The organism is Pseudomonas sp. LB3P93, from assembly GCF_054898025.1.
The window spans coordinates 4,297,882-4,313,182 of sequence record NZ_CM142713.1; the positions used below are offsets into that span (position 1 = coordinate 4,297,882).

Sequence of the window (15,301 nt, forward strand, 5' to 3'; positions counted from 1 at the left end):
ACCCTGTGGGAGCGGGCTTGCCCGCGATAGCGTCAGGTCAGTTGGCATCATGTCGAATGTGCCGGCCTCATCGCGGGCAAGCCCGCTCCCACAGGATCTTTGCCAGCCTGTCAGATTCGGAACTGTCCAACCAGTTTACCCAGGCGCTGACCAAGGTCGGCGAGGCTGCGTGAGGTTTGCGCGCCGAGCTGGGTTTCGTCAGCAACGTTGTCCACCGCCACAGCGATTTGATGCACGCTGCGGTTGATCTCTTCGGCCACGGCAGTCTGCTCTTCCGCCGCGCTGGCGATTTGCGCGTTCATCGAGTTGATGGTGCCGATCAGTTGCGCCATGGTGTCCAGCGATGCACCCGCTTCATTGGCCTGGGCCGACGTGCCATCGCCCGCCTCGCTGGAACGACGCATCGCTTCCACCGCCGACTGGGTTCCGGCCTGCAAGCGGTCGATCATGCCCTGGATTTCCTGGGTGCTGATCTGCGTGCGACTGGCCAGCGCCCGCACTTCGTCAGCCACCACCGCAAAACCGCGACCCGCTTCACCGGCGCGCGCGGCTTCAATCGCGGCGTTCAGGGCCAACAGGTTGGTCTGTTCGGCAATCGAACGAATCACCCCCAGCACGCTGACAATCGACGACACGTCTTTTTGCAGGCTGTCGAGGGACACGCCGCTGCTGCGAATGTCGTCCACCAATGCATGAATTTTCACGATGCTGCCAGCCACCACACGCTTGGCGGCCTGGCCTTCTTCGTCGGTTTGCTGGGCAGCGACCGCCGCGTTTTGCGCGCTTTTCGCCACTTCCTGAGCGGCTGCCGACATTTCGTTGATCGCCGTGGCGACCTGATCGGTCTCGTGACGCTGACGTTCCATGGCTTGATCCGAGCGCTGGGCCTGATCGGAAACCTGATTCACCAGGCCGGTCAATTGCGAAGTCATTTCGGTGATCTGGCGCACCAGGCTGTGGATCTTATCGACGAAGCGGTTGAACGAGCCGGCCAGTTCGCCGAGTTCGTCCTGGCTGGTGATGGTCAGGCGACGGGTCAGGTCGCCCTCGCCCGCCGCGATGTCATCGAGGTTGGCTTTCATCAGGTTCAGCGGACGCAAAATGGTATTGGCCAGGAGCAGCCCGACCGCCGCAATCACCAGCAACATCACCGCCGCGAGACCGGCAATGGTCAGCACCACGCCTTCCATCCGCTCCTGCACCTTGGCCTCGACCAGCGCGACTTGCGCTTCGATACCGTCGAGGTTCACCGACGTACCGACCGCCATGTCCCACTTCGACAGGTATTCGGTGTAGCCCAGTTTTGGCACCAGCACTTGGGTATTGCCGGGCAGTGTCGAGCTGTATTGCAGGTAGTGGGTGCCGTCTTTGGCGACTTTCACCAGGTCGCGGTTGACGTAGACGCCGTTCGGGTCGCGGTTGTCCTTGAAGCTCTGACCCACGCCGTCAGGGCTGTTGGCCTTGAACAGGCGCACGGTGTTGGAGTCGTAGCCGAAGAAGTAGCCGTCCTTGCCGTAGGTGATGCTCGACAGCAGCTTGATCACCTGCGCCCGCGCCGCGTCATCGCCAGGGGCGGCCGCCTCGTAGAGCGGTTTGATCGTGGTCATGGCCACGGCGACGTAACTTTGCAGGGTGGCCTTGGCATCGCTGAGCAGGCGCTGGCGGGTTTCCTCGACCTCCTTGCGGGCCTGCTCCTGCAGAATGAACAGCGTGGTCAGGCTGATGACCAGCGCAAAGAGCAACACCGGGAGGACGGCAAGGGACAGGACTTTAGCCTTCAGGCTCATGCGCATGACGGTTCACTCTTTTGATTTTGTTGGCGTGGTTAAAGGCTTTAACGGCACGCCGGACCAAAAGTTGAATCCGGGGGGAGCATTGCAATCTCCCTGTGGAAGAGAACTTTTGTGGCGAGGGAGCTTGCTCCCGCTGGGTTGCGAAGCGACCCCAAAAGCTTTGCGACTGCTTCGCAGCCGAGCGGGAGCAAGCTCCCTCGCCACAAAGGCTCTCTCCCACAGGGGATAGGTGTTTTTACAGGACCATCGCGGCCACCCAGCCGAACGCCAGCAGCGGCAGGTTGTAGTGCAGGAAGGTCGGGACCACGGTGTCCCAGATGTGGTGATGCTGGCCGTCGATATTCAGGCCGGAGGTCGGGCCCAGCGTCGAGTCCGAGGCTGGCGAACCCGCGTCGCCCAGGGCGCCCGCCGTGCCGACGATGCACACGATCGCGATCGGGCTGAACCCCAGTTGCACGCACAACGGTACGAAAATCGCCGCCAGAATCGGCACGGTGGAAAACGACGAGCCGATGCCCATGGTCACCAGCAGGCCGACCAGCAACATCAGCAGCGCACCGATGCCTTTGCTGTGACCGATCCACGACGCCGACGCTTCAACCAGCGTTTGCACCTCGCCGGTGGCTTTCATCACTTCGGCAAAACCCGAAGCAGCGATCATGATGAAGCCGATCATCGCCATCATCTTCATGCCTTCGGTGAACAAGTCGTCGGTGTCGCGCCATTTCACAATGCCCGACACCGAGAAGATCAGGAAACCCGCCAGCGCGCCAATGATCATCGAGTCCAGCAGCAGCTGAATGATGAACGCCGCCGCGATGGCCACGCCGGCGACCATCAGGCTGAGCGGGTTGTACTCCACCGCGACCTGCTCGACCTTCTCGATCTTTTCCAGGTCGTAGACGCGCTTCTTGCGATAGCTGATGAACGCTGCCGCGAGGCCAACGACCATGCCCAGTGCCGGAATGCCCATGGCATGGGTCACGTTGATACCGCTGATGTCGACGCCGCTGCGGGCAACGTTGGCCAGCAGGATCTCATTCAAGAAAATGTTGCCGAAGCCCACCGGCAGGAACATGTACGGCGTGATCAGGCCGAAGGTCATGACGCAGGCGATCAAGCGCCGATCCAGTTGCAGTTTGGTCAGCACATATAAAAGCGGCGGCACCAGCAGCGGAATAAAGGCGATATGTATCGGCAGTATGTTCTGCGAAGCGATGGCCACCACCCACAGCAAACCGATCAGCAGCCACTTGACCTGACGGCCACCGCTGGCGTGTTGGCGATCAACCATCATCAGGGCTTTGTCCGCCAGGGCATGGGCCAGGCCGGACTTGGCAATCGCCACGGCGAACGCGCCGAGCAAGGCGTAAGACAACGCGACCGTCGCCCCGCCACCGAGGCCGCTATTAAAGGCTTTCAGGGTGGCGTCGATGCCCAGGCCACCGGTCAAGCCACCGACCAGGGCGCCGACAATCAGCGCGATCACTACGTGCACGCGGGACAGGCTGAGGACCAGCATGACGCCGACCGCGGCAATTACAGCATTAATCATCGTTACCTCAGGGCAAGCGAAATGAGCTCAGCCGGCAGTCTGCGAAGAGCCGCCAGCGGATTGGAGAATGGGTTTTATTAGAGGGCGCGCACTGTGCCGCAGAGTCGGCCCGGTGTCAAAGCGGATGGGCCTGGCCTGTATGTAATGAGCCACGAAATTCCTGTGGCGAGGGAGCTTGCTCCCGTTCGACTGCGCAGCAGTCGCAAATTCAGCCTCCGCCATCTCAGTACTTGGGGGCGCTTCGCACCCCAGCGGGAGCAAGCTCCCTCGCCACAAAGGTAGCCGACCAACGGAGCTTCATCATTCAGGAACTGCCATAAAGAAAGCCAATTCGCAGCCGTTACAGTGCAAAGTCTCAGATAAATATCGAATAAGGACGTCTCTCCATGTCGCTCAGACAACTTTCCATCCAATGGAAAATCACCCTGCTGGCCGGGCTGTGCCTGGCCGGCATCGTGACCCTGCTGGTGGGCCTTTCGCTGTATCGCATGGAGCACAGCTCCGAGATGGTGAAAGCCTCGAGCATGGAGATGCTCACCGAAGCCGCTCAGGCCCGGATCGAATCCCAGGGTGAAAACCAGGCACTGGTGATTCGTCAGCAGTTCATGGACGCCTATCAATACGGCCACGGCTTTTCGCGTCAGGTGCTGTTCCTCCGCGATCAGGCGGAAAAGCGTTTTCTGGATGCCTTCGACCTGCGTGAGGACCTGACCCGTCAGGTCAAGTCGGCGCTGCAAGCCAACCCGGAGTTGCTTGGTCTGTCCCTGGTGTTCGAAGCCAACGCACTGGACGGCAAGGACGATCTGTTCGCCGGCCAAGCTGAGCTCGGCAGCAATGACAAGGGCCGCTTTGCCCTGTACTGGTCGCAACCGACGCCAGGTAAAGTGACGTCGATGGCGCTGCCGGAAAGCGACATGGCCGACACCAGTGCCGGCCCCAGCGGCGAGCCGGCCAACGCCTGGTTCACCTGCCCACGCACCACGCTCAAACCGTGCGTGATCGAACCGTACTTCTATGTGATCGACGGCCAGAACGTGCTGATGACCAGCATCGTCTTCCCGCTGATGGTCAACGGCAAAGTCATCGCCTCGCTGTCGGTGGACATCAACCTCAACAGCCTGCAGGCCATGAGTCAGGGCGCGAGCAAAAAGCTCTATGACGGCCAGACCGGCGTCAGCATCATCAGCCCGGTCGGCTTGCTCGCCGGTTACAGCCGAGACGCCAGCAAACTCAGCCAGCGCCTCGACGCCGTCGACAAAACCAACGGTGCCGAGCTGATTCGCATGCTCGCGACCAGCAGCAAGACCGAAAGCCTGCACAGCAATCAGCAACTGAAAGTGCTGTCGCCGTTCCAGCCGATTCCCGGCGGAAAATCCTGGGGTGTGTTGCTCGACGTGCCGGAAAAGGTCCTGGTCGGCCCGGCCGAAGCCCTGAAAAACCAACTCGATGACAGCAACAGGTCCGGCACCCTGGTTGAACTTGGCCTCGGCGTGCTGGCCGCGTTGATCGGTTTGCTGCTGGTGTGGCTGATGGCGCGCAGCGTGACCAAACCGATCCTCGGCGTGGCGCACATGCTCAAAGACATCGCCAGCGGCGAAGGCGACCTGACCCGGCGCCTGGCTTACGACAAGCAGGACGAACTGGGCCAGTTGGCCGGCTGGTTCAACCGTTTCCTCGATAAACTGCAACCGATCATCGCCGAAGTGAAACGCTCAGTGCAGGACGCCCGCAGCACGGCGGACCAATCCTCCGCCATCGCCACGCAGACCAGCGCCGGCATGGAGCAGCAATACCGTCAGGTCGATCAGGTCGCCACCGCGTCCCACGAAATGAGCGCCACCGCCCAGGACGTCGCCCGCAGTGCCGCGCAAGCCGCCCAGGCCGCGAAAGATGCCGACCAAGCGACTCGCCGGGGCCTGACCGTGATCGGCCAAACCACCACCAGCATCGACAACCTCGCCGCCGACATGAGCGCGGCGATGGTGCAAGTCGAAGGCCTGGCGGCCAACAGCGAGAAAATCGGTTCGGTCCTGGAAGTGATTCGCGCCATCGCCGAGCAGACCAACCTGCTGGCCCTCAACGCCGCGATCGAAGCAGCCCGTGCCGGTGAGGCCGGACGTGGTTTTGCGGTGGTGGCCGATGAGGTGCGCAATCTGGCGCGACGCACGCAGGAGTCGGTTGAAGAAACCCGTCTGGTGATCGAGCAGTTGCAGAGTGGTACGCAGGATGTGGTCGGATCGATGAACAACAGCCATCGGCAGGCGCAAGGCAGCGTCGAACAGGTGGGCCAGGCGGTAACCGCACTACGCCAGATTGGTGAGGCGGTGACGGTGATCAGCGACATGAACCTGCAGATTGCCTCTGCTGCCGAAGAGCAGAGCGCGGTGGCCGAGGAGATCAACAGCAACGTGGCGACGATTCGGGATGTGACGGAGTCGCTGTCGGGACAGGCGAATGAGTCGGCGCGGGTGAGTCAGTCGTTGAATAGCCTGGCGAATCAGCAGCAGAGTTTGATGGATCAGTTTCGCGTTTGACCCGATTTCTGTATCCGCATGAACTAATGTGGGAGCGGGCTTGCCCGCGATGGGGCCATAACATCCAACATCTGTGTTGACTGTTAGATCGCCATCGCGGGCAAGCCCGCTCCCACAGGTTGATCAGTGAACTTCAGATCGCTGTCAGCGTTTGGGGAGTTTGATGACGACTTTCAGGCCGCCCCATTCGCTTTCCTCCAACCTCATCACCCCGCCCCACGTGTCGACGATGTCGCGGACAATCCCCAGCCCCAACCCATGCCCATCGGTCTGTTCATCCAGCCGTGTTCCCCGATCAAGCACCTGATCGCGCTGCACCTCGGGAATTCCCGGCCCATCATCTTCCACGCTCAGCTCAAACCCTTCAGCCGTCTCGACCACGCTCAACCGAACCTCGGCATCCGCCCATTTGCAGGCGTTATCCAGGAGATTGCCCAGCAATTCCAGCAGGTCCTCGCGATCCCACGGCAGCTGCAATCCGGCCGGTGCGCGGTAGCTCAGGTTCAGGTGTTCGCCGTGAATCATGTTCAACGTCGCCAACAACCCCGGCAATTCGGCATCGCAATCAAACAACGCCCCCGGCAGCGCATCGCCGGACAACCGGGCGCGAGTGAGTTCGCGATTGAGTCGCTGCTGGACCTGCTCCAGTTGCGCCGTGAGGAGCTTGCGCAACTCGGGATGAGCGTCGAGCTTCTCGCTTGAAGCCACGCTCAGCAGCACCGCCAATGGCGTTTTCAGCGCATGCCCAAGGTTGCCCAAGGCATTGCGTGAACGCTTGAGGCTGTCTTCGGTGTGAGCGAGCAAATGGTTGATCTGCGCCACCAGCGGCTCCAGTTCCACCGGCACCTGATCATCGAGTTGCGAGCGCTGGCCCTGCTGCAACTGGGCGATTTGCTCACGGGCCTTTTCCAGTGGACGCAAGGCGCGGCGCACGGTGAGCCGTTGCAGCAGCAGAATCAGCAGCAAACCCGCCAGTCCGAGACCCAGACCGAGCTGTTGCATGCGCCGGAAGCTCTCGCGTACCGGCGTGTAGTCCTGCGCCACGCTGATCGAAATCGACTGCCCGAGCCGCCGATAATCCGAACGCAGAACCAGCAATTGCTGGCCTTCCGGACCGAGTTGCAGGTTGCTGTGCAGGCCGGGATGGTCGAGTGGCGGCAACTCCTGATCCCACAACGAGCGGGAGCGCCAGTGCTTGTCGGCAAAATCGATACGGAAGTAATGCCCGGAAAACGGCCGTTGATAGGCCGGCGACAGATGCCGCTCATCCAGTTGCAGCCCCTGCGGCCCGCGCACCAGCGCCACCAACAGGTTTTCACTGTCGTTGCGCAAACCGTCTTCGAGGTAGCGCTGCAGCCCCATTTCGAACAACCACAGGCTGGTTTGCGCCAGCACCAGGCCGACAACCACCATTACGCTGATCAGCCCCAGGCTCAAGCGGCGCTGAATCGACCTCACTGCGCTTGCCCGCCGAACAGGTAACCCTGGCCGCGACGGGTTTCGATCACGCTGCGTCCGAGCTTGCGCCGCAGGTGGTTGACGTGAACTTCGAGCACGTTGGAGTCGCGCTCGGTTTCACCGTCGTAGAGGTGTTCGGCGAGGTGACTTTTGGAAAGGATCTGCTCGGGGTGCAGCATGAAATAGCGCAGCAGGCGGAATTCAGCAGCGGTCAGCTGAATGTCAGCGCCGTCGCGCGTCACGCACTGACGACCTTCGTCCAGATGCAACCCGGCCGCCTTGAGCGTCGGCTGGTTGGCGTGTCCATGGGAGCGGCGCAACAACGCCTGAACCCGCAGGTGCAGCTCTTCGGGGTGGAACGGTTTGGTCAGGTAATCGTCGGCGCCGGCCTTGAGGCCTTCGATGCGTTCGGCCCAGGAACCACGCGCCGTGAGGATCAGCACCGGCGTCGCCAGACCACCGGCCCGCCATTGCGCCAGCACCTCAAGCCCCGGCAACCCTGGCAGGCCGAGGTCGAGGATGATCAGGTCATATGGCTCGCTGCTGCCCTGATACACGGCGTCACGTCCATCGGCCAGCCAGTCGACGGCATATCCCTGCCGGTTGAGGCCGGCCATCAATTCGTCGGCCAGCGGCACGTGGTCTTCCACCAGAAGCAAACGCATCGATCAATCTTCCTTGTCTTTCAGTAACTGGCCAGTGGCGGCATCGAGGTCCAGTTCACGGACCACACCTTCAGCGGTCAGCAACTCGACTTCATAAATGTAGACGTCGTGTTTTTCTTCAAGCTCGGCCTCCAGCAATTTGGACCCGGGATACAGGTCCAGCGCCTTTTGCAGCAGCTGCTCCAGCGGCAGGATCACGCCTTGCTGGCGCAAGCGCAGGGCTTCATCCTGATCCAGGTCGCGGGCCATGACGACCGAACAAAACGCCAGAAGCACCAGCGCCATGCGTGAAAACGAAAACACCTTCATTACGTATCCTGATGATCCTTGAGAACCTGCCCGCTGACAGCGTCTAATTCCAGATCCCACTCAATGCCTTGTGGGTCGCGCAGCTCAACCTGGTAAATGTACTTGCCGTACTCTTCTTCCAGCTCGGTTCCGCTGATAGTAGAGCCGGGGTGTTTGGCCAAAGCGGTGGCGTTGAGCTTCTCGAAAGACACAATGGTACCAGCGTCGCGCAGCCGCAGGGCTTCATCGGGGTCCAAGTCACGAGCGTGGGCGAGGCTGACGGTCATGCCGATGATGGATGCGGTGAACAGGGCAGTCAGGATTTTCATGGGGTGTCTCCGTGTTTTTTATGTGTTGCGTACGGGGGGCACCTTAGCGAGCTGAACTTAACTGAAACTGAATTGCCATCATTGGTGATGACAGCGCGACATCACCGGACTGCACAAACCCAAAAGGTTTTGCATCACCCACACCTGTTTATAATCCCCCCGCTTGCCAGACATCGAGACCGGTATGACCGCCATCCACATCAAATTCCCTTCCCTGACCCTCAAGGCCGGCCCTCGTGCCTTGGCGCGCATCCGTGAAAACGGCCTGAGCGCCGCCGATGTCGGCACGCTGCCGGGTGCCGCTGGTGGGCCGAAAGCCTTGGGGATTCAAGGTCTGGACCTGGCGTTGTTTGGCGAATGGCTGCCGGCCGCGCCGCGCGAGCGCGCATTGATCGGTGCCTCGGTGGGCTCCTGGCGCTTCGCCAGCGCCTGCCTGCCGGATGCCGCCGAAGGCATTCGGCGCCTGGGTCATCTGTACACCGAACAGAATTTCGCCAAGGGCGTGACCATGGCGCAGATCAGCCAGAGCTCCCGGCGCATGCTCGATGAACTGCTGGACGGCCGCGATGCGTCGATTCTGGACAATGCCCATTACCGCCTGAACATCATGGTGGTCAAAAGCCACGGCCTGCTCGCGGACGACCATCGCGGCCGCCTCGGGCTGGGTTTGTCGTCGGTGATCGCCGACAACCTGCGCGGTCGGGCGCGACTGTCGCGGCACTTCGAACGTCTGATCATCCACGACCCGCGCCAGGCCCCGCCGGTCAACGCACTCAACGATTTCCCATCGCGCTTCGTCGCGCTGAATGCCGGCAACCTGCGCCAGGCCCTGCTCGCTTCGGGCTCGATCCCGATGGTGATGGAAGGCGTGCGTGATCTGCCGGGTGCCGGCGCCGGGACCTTTCGCGATGGCGGCCTGCTCGACTATCACCTCGACCTGCCCTACAGCGGCAACGACATCGTGCTGTATCCGCACTTCACCGACCGGGTGATTCCCGGCTGGTTCGACAAGACCTTGCCGTGGCGCCGTGCCTGCCCTGCGCGGTTGCAGAATGTTCTGCTGCTGGCGCCGTCGAAGGACTACCTGGCGCGCCTGCCCTACGGCAAGCTGCCGGACCGCAACGACTTCAAGCGGTTCATGGGCGATGCGCCGAGCCGGCAGAAATACTGGCGTAAGACGATGGACGAAAGCCGTCGCCTCGGTGACGAGTTCCTCGAACTGGTCGCCAATGGTCGCCTCAGCGAGCGCTTGCTGACCCTTTAGTCAGTGTTTTGCCCGGCGCTCTGGTAAACTCGCCGCCTGCCCACATCGCCGCGGCGATCGCCACCTGACAGAGCTGAAAATCACTGTGGAAATCTTCAAAGAGTTTACGTTCGAATCCGCCCACCGCCTGCCTCACGTACCGGAAGGCCACAAGTGCGGGCGCCTGCACGGTCACTCGTTCAAAGTCGCGATTCACTTGAGCGGCGACCTTGATCCGCACACCGGCTGGATCCGCGACTTCTCGGAAATCAAGGCAATCTTCAAGCCGCTCTACGAGCGCCTGGACCACAACTACCTGAACGACATTCCCGGTCTGGAAAACCCGACCAGCGAAGTGCTGGCCAAGTTTATCTGGAAGGAATTGAAGCCCCTGCTGCCGGAACTGAGCGCGATCCGTATCCACGAGACGTGCACCAGCGGCTGCATCTATCACGGCGAGTAACCCGCTCTAAAAGACAACGCAAGCCCCCTGTAGGAGCGAGCCTGCTCGCGATAGCGGCCTTTCAGTCACATTGATGCTGTGTGTGCTGACGCCATCGTCGGAACGCCGCCCGGAGCAGGCTCACTCCCACAGTGAGGATGCGTTTCGTCAGTGATACAAAAAACAGCCTTCATCGGCTGTTTTTTTATGCCTATGCTTTTTGGCTCGAACACGCCAAGAGGACATCCCCATGAGGAATGACTGGCCGCTGGCTCAGACCTATCGCTTCAACGGGCACTCCGTTCGCTATGCCGTACGGGGCGACGGCCCGCCGCTGGTGTTTGTGCACGGCACGCCCTTTTCGTCTTACGTGTGGCACCGCATCGCTCCCCACTTCATCGCCACGCACCGGGTGTATTACTTCGACCTGCTGGGTTATGGGCAATCCGATAAAATCGTCGGCGACGTATCGTTGGGCGTGCAGAACGAGCTGTTGGCGAACTTGCTCGATCACTGGGGCCTGGAGCGGCCGGACGTGGTGGCTCACGACTTCGGCGGCGCCACCGCGCTGCGCGCGCACCTGCTGAACGGCAAGGATTACCGCAGCCTGACGCTGATCGATCCCGTGGCGCTGACGCCGTGGGGTTCGCCGTTCGTGCAGCATGTACGCCAGCACGAAGCGGCGTTCAGCGGACTGCCCGATTACATTCAGCGAGCGATCGTGCCGGCCTATATTCGCGGGGCGATCAAGCGCGACATCCCCGATGAAGAACTCGACCCGTATGTGCAACCGTGGCTGGGCGATCCCGGGCAAGGGGCGTTCTATCGGCAGATTGCGCAAATGGATGAGCGTTATACCCGTGAGGCCGAACGGCTGTACCCGACGGTGCGTTGCCCGGTACAGATTCTGTGGGGCGAGGATGATCAGTGGATTCCCATCGAGCGCGGACGGGCGCTGCATCAGATGATTGCGGGGTCGCAGTTTCACCCCATCCCCAATGCCGGGCATCTGGTTCAGGAAGATGCGCCGGAAGCCATCGTCGCGGCGCTGCTGCGATTCCTGCCCCTGCATCAATTCCCCTGACTAAACCGAATCCCTGTGGGAGCGGGCTTGCCCGCGATAGCGGAGTGACAGTCATTACATGTGCCGACTGACCCACAGCTATCGCGGGCAAGCCCGCTCCCACATGGGTTCTATGCTCTGTCAGGTGCACCGCTTTTGTGCCTTCCTCCGCGTCAATGCCGCCGGCTCGGCTATACATAACTAAGCCATCCCCGCTTGGCACGACCACTGCAACCCCTCCCGCGTCCCCCATTCAGCAAGGAACGCCACATGACGCAAAAAGATCCGGGCAACGATTACCCCCTCAGCGAAGTGCCGATGCATGCCCGCAAGGGCCTCGCCTCCACGGCCATGGTGCTGCTGGGTTTCACCTTCTTCACGGCCACCATGTTCGCCGGCGGCAAGCTCGGCGTGGCGTTCAGTTTTGGCGAGATGATGACGGTGATTATCGTCGGCAATCTGCTGCTGGGGATCTACGCCGCCGGCCTGGGTTACATCGCCTTCAAAAGTGGCCTGAATTCGGTGTTGATGGGGCGCTTCTGCTTTGGTGAGGTTGGCAGCAAGCTCAGCGACTTGATCCTCGGTTTCACCCAGATCGGCTGGTACGCCTGGGGCACGGCCACGGCCGCCGTGGTGCTGGGCAAGTATTTCGAATTGAGCGAAGGTGCCGTTCTGGGCTTGATGGTGCTGTTCGGCCTGGCCTTTTGCGCAACCGCGTATGTCGGTTATCGCGGGCTGGAAATTCTCTCGTACATCGCGGTGCCGGCAATGATGTTGCTGTTGATGCTATCGATGTGGGTCGCCACGGTGAAAGTCGGTGGGCTCGGTGGGCTGCTCGCGGTGGTCCCGACAGGTACGCTGGACTGGTCGACCGCAATAACCCTGGTGTTCGGCACCTTCGTCAGCGGCGCCACCCAGGCGACCAACTGGACGCGCTTCTCCCGGTCTGCCCGGGTCGCGGTGCTGGCGAGCCTGATCGGCTTTTTCATCGGCAACGGCCTGATGGTATTGATCGGCGCCTACGGGGCCATCGTCTACCAGCAACCGGACGTGGTCGAAGTGCTGCTGTTGCAAGGTTTCGCCATGGCCGCGATGGCCATGTTGCTACTCAACATCTGGAGCACCCAGGACAACACCATCTACAACTTCGCCGTCGCCGGCTGCAACCTGTTGCGCACCGGTCGTCGCAAAACCGTGACCCTGGCCGGCGCGGTGATTGGCACATTGCTCGCGCTGCTGGGCATGTACGACATGCTGGTGCCTTATCTGATCCTGCTGGGCACGGTCATTCCGCCGATAGGCGGGGTCATCATGGCGGATTTTTTCTTCCGCTACCGTGGTCAATATCCTCGTCTGGCCGATGCTCGACTGCCGGCATTCAACTGGCCAGGTTTAACCGCCTATGCCGTCGGCACCATCGCCGCATTCAGCTCGCCCTGGATCGCGCCACTGGTAGGGATTGCCGCTGCCGCGCTAACGTATGTGTTACTGACCAGCGTACTGGGTGCCCGTGCCGCTGAAGCTCCATTACAAGATCTATAAAAGGATTCGCCTGATGCACATCATCAACGCCCGCCTGCGCAACCAAGAAGGCCTGCATGAGTTGCACCTGGAAAACGGCCTGATTCGCACCATCGCCCGTCAGACCGAAGCCCCGACCCTGGGCCCCGACGACCTCGACGCCGGCGGCAATCTGGTGGTGCCGCCCTTCGTCGAACCACACATTCATCTCGACGCGACCCTCACCGCCGGCGAACCACGCTGGAACATGAGCGGCACGCTGTTCGAAGGGATCGAGTGCTGGGGCGAACGCAAGGTGACCATCACCGAAGAAGACACCAAGACCCGCGCCAGGAAAACCATCCAGACCCTCGCCGCCCACGGCATCCAGCATGTGCGCACCCACGTCGACGTCACCGACCCGCAACTGACCGCGCTCAAGGCGATGCTCGAAGTGCGTGAGGAAAGCCGTCACCTGATCGACATGCAAATCGTCGCGTTCCCGCAGGAAGGCATCGAGTCCTATCGCAACGGACGCGAGCTGATGGAAGAAGCGATCAGCATGGGCGCCGATGTAGTCGGGGGTATTCCGCACTTTGAATACACCCGCGATCAGGGCGTCAGCTCGGTGAAGTATCTGATGGACCTGGCCGAGCGCACCGGCTGCCTGGTGGACGTGCATTGCGACGAAACCGACGACCCACATTCACGCTTTCTGGAAGTGCTGGCCGAAGAAGCCCGCAGCCGCGACATGGGTTCGCGGGTGACCGCCAGCCACACCACGGCCATGGGTTCTTATGACAACGCCTATTGCGCCAAACTCTTCCGCCTGCTCGGGCATTCAGGGATCAGTTTTGTCTCGTGCCCCACCGAAAGCATTCACTTGCAAGGGCGCTTCGACAACTTCCCGAAACGCCGGGGCGTGACCCGGGTGAATGAGTTACTGGAAGCGGGGATGAACGTGTGTTTCGGCCAGGACTCGATCGTTGACCCGTGGTACCCGCTGGGTAACGGCAATATCCTGCGGGTGCTGGAAGCCGGCCTGCACATCTGCCACATGCTCGGTTACCGCAACCTGCAAAGTGCGCTGGACCTGGTCACCGATAACAGTGCCAAGGCCATGAACCTTGGGGACCGTTATGGGCTGGAGGCCGGACGGCCGGCGAATTTGCTGATTCTGTCGGCGGACAGCGACTACGAGGTGATCCGCAGTCAGGGATTGCCGCTGTATTCGGTTCGCGATGGCAAGGTGTTGATGAAGCGGACGATGCCGGTGGTGGAATTCAGTGGTGGTTTGAGCTGAGACTTGCGTTGAATCTGATGGCCTCTTCGCGGGCAAGCCTCGCTCCTACAGGGATTTGTGAACGACACAAATCCTTGTGGGGGCGGGCTTAAGTTTGGCCGCTACTGCAAATGAAGAAGCGCCGAAAGGCGCATTCTCAAATCACAGCTATTCCGCATCCATAATTCATTTGACCGGCGAGAGCTTAAGGAAAAAGTGATCAAGCCCGTTGCGGCCCTAAACGATTCAGTTTGCAAAACTTAGCATTTCATCGACTAGAACCGCCGATAGCTTAATTGTAAGCGTCCAGCCAACACACCTTCCGGACTCCAGCATTAAGGGCGATGGTGTCCGCGTATTTTTAAGCGGACGCGATCGCCCTTAACGTCAGGATTTCCATGCGCCAACGAAGCTCTTACCCGAAACCCTTCAAGGCCCAGGTTGTTCAGGAATGCCTGCAACCGGGCGCAACCCTATCTAGCGTTGCCATCAGCCACGGCATCAACGCCAACGTTATCCGCAAGTGGCTACCGCTTTACCGGGATCAGCCGCCAGCGGCGTTGCCGGCTTTCGTCCCATTGAGAGCTACGCCCAAACGGCAGGCTGAAGCGTCGGCGATCATTGAGCTGCCGCTTGGCGAGCAATCGATCACGGTGAAATGGCCAACTTCCGATCCTGAAGGCTGCGCCCAATTTGTCCGTGGACTTACCCAATGATTCGCATCGACGCCATCTGGCTCGCCACCGAGCCCAGGACATGCGTGCCGGCACTGAAACTGCGCTGGCCAGGGTGATCGCGGTGTTTGGTGCGGCGAAGCCGCACTGCGCCTATCTTTTCGCCAACCGCCGCGCCACTCACATGAAAGTTCTGGTGCATGACGGGTTTGGCGTCTGGCTGGCTGCTCGCCGATTCAATCAAGGCAAGTTTCACTGGCCCGGCATTCGACAAGGCTGCGAGATGGAGCTGGATACCGAACAACTTCAGGCCTTGGTACTTGGCCTACCTTGGCAACGCGTTGGGGCTGGCGGTGCAATCACACGGCCTTAACGCCCGCCATTAGCCCATTGGTCTATCGCCGCGAACGGCCTGCTCTGGCAAAATTCGCGGCATGACTTCCTCGCCCAACCTCGACCAAATGTCCCCCGAGCA

The 15,301-nt window shown here is 61.0% G+C and carries 13 protein-coding genes and 3 pseudogenes; 9 read left to right on the forward strand and 7 right to left on the reverse strand.

Annotated features, from left to right (window positions below; genetic code table 11):
• Positions 1-110: 110 nt before the first annotated feature.
• The 3 genes and pseudogenes from ACYZT8_RS19475 to ACYZT8_RS19485 form a co-directional block, all read right to left on the reverse strand.
• Positions 111-932, reverse strand: a complete 822-nt coding sequence (locus ACYZT8_RS19475) for a methyl-accepting chemotaxis protein (protein WP_461959350.1) — start codon at positions 930-932, stop codon at positions 111-113.
• Positions 933-1,016: 84 nt separating this feature from the next.
• A pseudogene (locus tag ACYZT8_RS19480) lies at positions 1,017-1,793 on the reverse strand (cache domain-containing protein); the annotation flags it as partial.
• A gap of 235 nt (positions 1,794-2,028) precedes the next feature.
• Positions 2,029-3,345 (reverse strand): Na+/H+ antiporter family protein, encoded by a 1,317-nt coding sequence (locus tag ACYZT8_RS19485; RefSeq protein ID WP_461982555.1) that lies wholly within the window; start codon positions 3,343-3,345, stop codon positions 2,029-2,031.
• Between the two features lie 608 nt (positions 3,346-3,953).
• Between ACYZT8_RS19485 and ACYZT8_RS19490 the strand changes: the two are divergent.
• Together ACYZT8_RS19490 and ACYZT8_RS19495 are read left to right on the forward strand one after the other, a co-directional pair.
• A pseudogene (locus ACYZT8_RS19490) lies at positions 3,954-4,976 on the forward strand (PDC sensor domain-containing protein); the annotation flags it as partial.
• A 393-nt stretch (positions 4,977-5,369) separates the two neighbouring features.
• Positions 5,370-5,882, forward strand: a pseudogene (locus ACYZT8_RS19495) (methyl-accepting chemotaxis protein); the annotation flags it as partial.
• A 144-nt stretch (positions 5,883-6,026) separates the two neighbouring features.
• Here the strand turns inward: ACYZT8_RS19495 and ACYZT8_RS19500 are convergent.
• From ACYZT8_RS19500 to ACYZT8_RS19515, 4 genes are read right to left on the reverse strand one after another with little or no spacing between them, the layout of a single operon-like run.
• Positions 6,027-7,340, reverse strand: coding sequence for a sensor histidine kinase (locus ACYZT8_RS19500; protein WP_461975143.1), 1,314 nt, complete (start codon positions 7,338-7,340; stop codon positions 6,027-6,029).
• A complete protein-coding gene (locus tag ACYZT8_RS19505) occupies positions 7,337-8,005 on the reverse strand; it encodes a response regulator transcription factor (protein WP_030131520.1) in 669 nt (222 codons plus the stop codon). Before ACYZT8_RS19505 ends, ACYZT8_RS19500 begins: the two co-directional genes overlap by 4 nt.
• 3 nt (positions 8,006-8,008) lie before the next feature.
• Complete coding sequence (locus ACYZT8_RS19510; RefSeq protein WP_461954905.1) at positions 8,009-8,314, reverse strand: PepSY domain-containing protein; 306 nt, start codon at positions 8,312-8,314, stop codon at positions 8,009-8,011.
• Positions 8,314-8,622 (reverse strand): PepSY domain-containing protein, encoded by a 309-nt coding sequence (locus tag ACYZT8_RS19515; protein WP_461975145.1) that lies wholly within the window; start codon positions 8,620-8,622, stop codon positions 8,314-8,316. The genes ACYZT8_RS19510 and ACYZT8_RS19515 overlap by 1 nt, the downstream gene beginning before the upstream one ends.
• Before the next feature lie 184 nt (positions 8,623-8,806).
• On the opposite strand from ACYZT8_RS19515, the gene ACYZT8_RS19520 reads away from it, so the two are divergent.
• The 7 genes from ACYZT8_RS19520 to tnpB all read left to right on the forward strand — a co-directional run bounded on the left by ACYZT8_RS19520 (position 8,807) and on the right by tnpB (position 15,199).
• A complete protein-coding gene (locus ACYZT8_RS19520; protein ID WP_461975147.1) occupies positions 8,807-9,886 on the forward strand; it encodes a patatin-like phospholipase domain-containing protein in 1,080 nt (359 codons plus the stop codon).
• 85 nt (positions 9,887-9,971) lie between these two features.
• Positions 9,972-10,328, forward strand: coding sequence for a 6-carboxytetrahydropterin synthase QueD (queD, locus tag ACYZT8_RS19525; protein ID WP_008152165.1), 357 nt, complete (start codon positions 9,972-9,974; stop codon positions 10,326-10,328).
• 229 nt (positions 10,329-10,557) lie between these two features.
• Complete coding sequence (locus ACYZT8_RS19530) at positions 10,558-11,391, forward strand: alpha/beta fold hydrolase (protein WP_461975149.1); 834 nt, start codon at positions 10,558-10,560, stop codon at positions 11,389-11,391.
• 249 nt (positions 11,392-11,640) lie between these two features.
• Positions 11,641-12,912 carry a cytosine permease gene (codB, locus tag ACYZT8_RS19535; protein WP_461975151.1) on the forward strand — a complete coding sequence of 424 codons (1,272 nt, stop codon included), beginning with the start codon at positions 11,641-11,643 and terminating at the stop codon, positions 12,910-12,912.
• Between the two features lie 13 nt (positions 12,913-12,925).
• On the forward strand, positions 12,926-14,173 hold the full coding sequence (codA, locus tag ACYZT8_RS19540) for a cytosine deaminase (protein ID WP_461975153.1): 1,248 nt from the start codon (positions 12,926-12,928) through the stop codon (positions 14,171-14,173).
• 377 nt (positions 14,174-14,550) lie between these two features.
• Positions 14,551-14,868 (forward strand): IS66-like element accessory protein TnpA, encoded by a 318-nt coding sequence (gene tnpA / locus ACYZT8_RS19545; RefSeq protein WP_461975155.1) that lies wholly within the window; start codon positions 14,551-14,553, stop codon positions 14,866-14,868.
• Between the two features lie 40 nt (positions 14,869-14,908).
• Positions 14,909-15,199 (forward strand): IS66 family insertion sequence element accessory protein TnpB, encoded by a 291-nt coding sequence (tnpB, locus tag ACYZT8_RS19550; RefSeq protein WP_461975157.1) that lies wholly within the window; start codon positions 14,909-14,911, stop codon positions 15,197-15,199.
• Positions 15,200-15,301 lie beyond the last annotated feature (102 nt).

Bases quoted from the DNA above. Each gene is read 5' to 3' on its own strand.
- ACYZT8_RS19475 (WP_461959350.1), bottom strand. From the start codon at position 932: ATGACTTCGCAATTGACCGGCCTGGTGAATCAGGTTTCCGATCAGGCC.
- ACYZT8_RS19505 (WP_030131520.1), bottom strand. From the start codon at position 8,005: ATGCGTTTGCTTCTGGTGGAAGACCACGTGCCGCTGGCCGACGAATTG.
- ACYZT8_RS19510 (WP_461954905.1), bottom strand. From the start codon at position 8,314: ATGAAGGTGTTTTCGTTTTCACGCATGGCGCTGGTGCTTCTGGCGTTT.
- ACYZT8_RS19515 (WP_461975145.1), bottom strand. From the start codon at position 8,622: ATGAAAATCCTGACTGCCCTGTTCACCGCATCCATCATCGGCATGACC.
- ACYZT8_RS19520 (WP_461975147.1), top strand. From the start codon at position 8,807: ATGACCGCCATCCACATCAAATTCCCTTCCCTGACCCTCAAGGCCGGC.
- ACYZT8_RS19530 (WP_461975149.1), top strand. From the start codon at position 10,558: ATGAGGAATGACTGGCCGCTGGCTCAGACCTATCGCTTCAACGGGCAC.
- codB (WP_461975151.1), top strand. From the start codon at position 11,641: ATGACGCAAAAAGATCCGGGCAACGATTACCCCCTCAGCGAAGTGCCG.
- codA (WP_461975153.1), top strand. From the start codon at position 12,926: ATGCACATCATCAACGCCCGCCTGCGCAACCAAGAAGGCCTGCATGAG.
- tnpA (WP_461975155.1), top strand. From the start codon at position 14,551: ATGCGCCAACGAAGCTCTTACCCGAAACCCTTCAAGGCCCAGGTTGTT.
- tnpB (WP_461975157.1), top strand. From the start codon at position 14,909: ATGCGTGCCGGCACTGAAACTGCGCTGGCCAGGGTGATCGCGGTGTTT.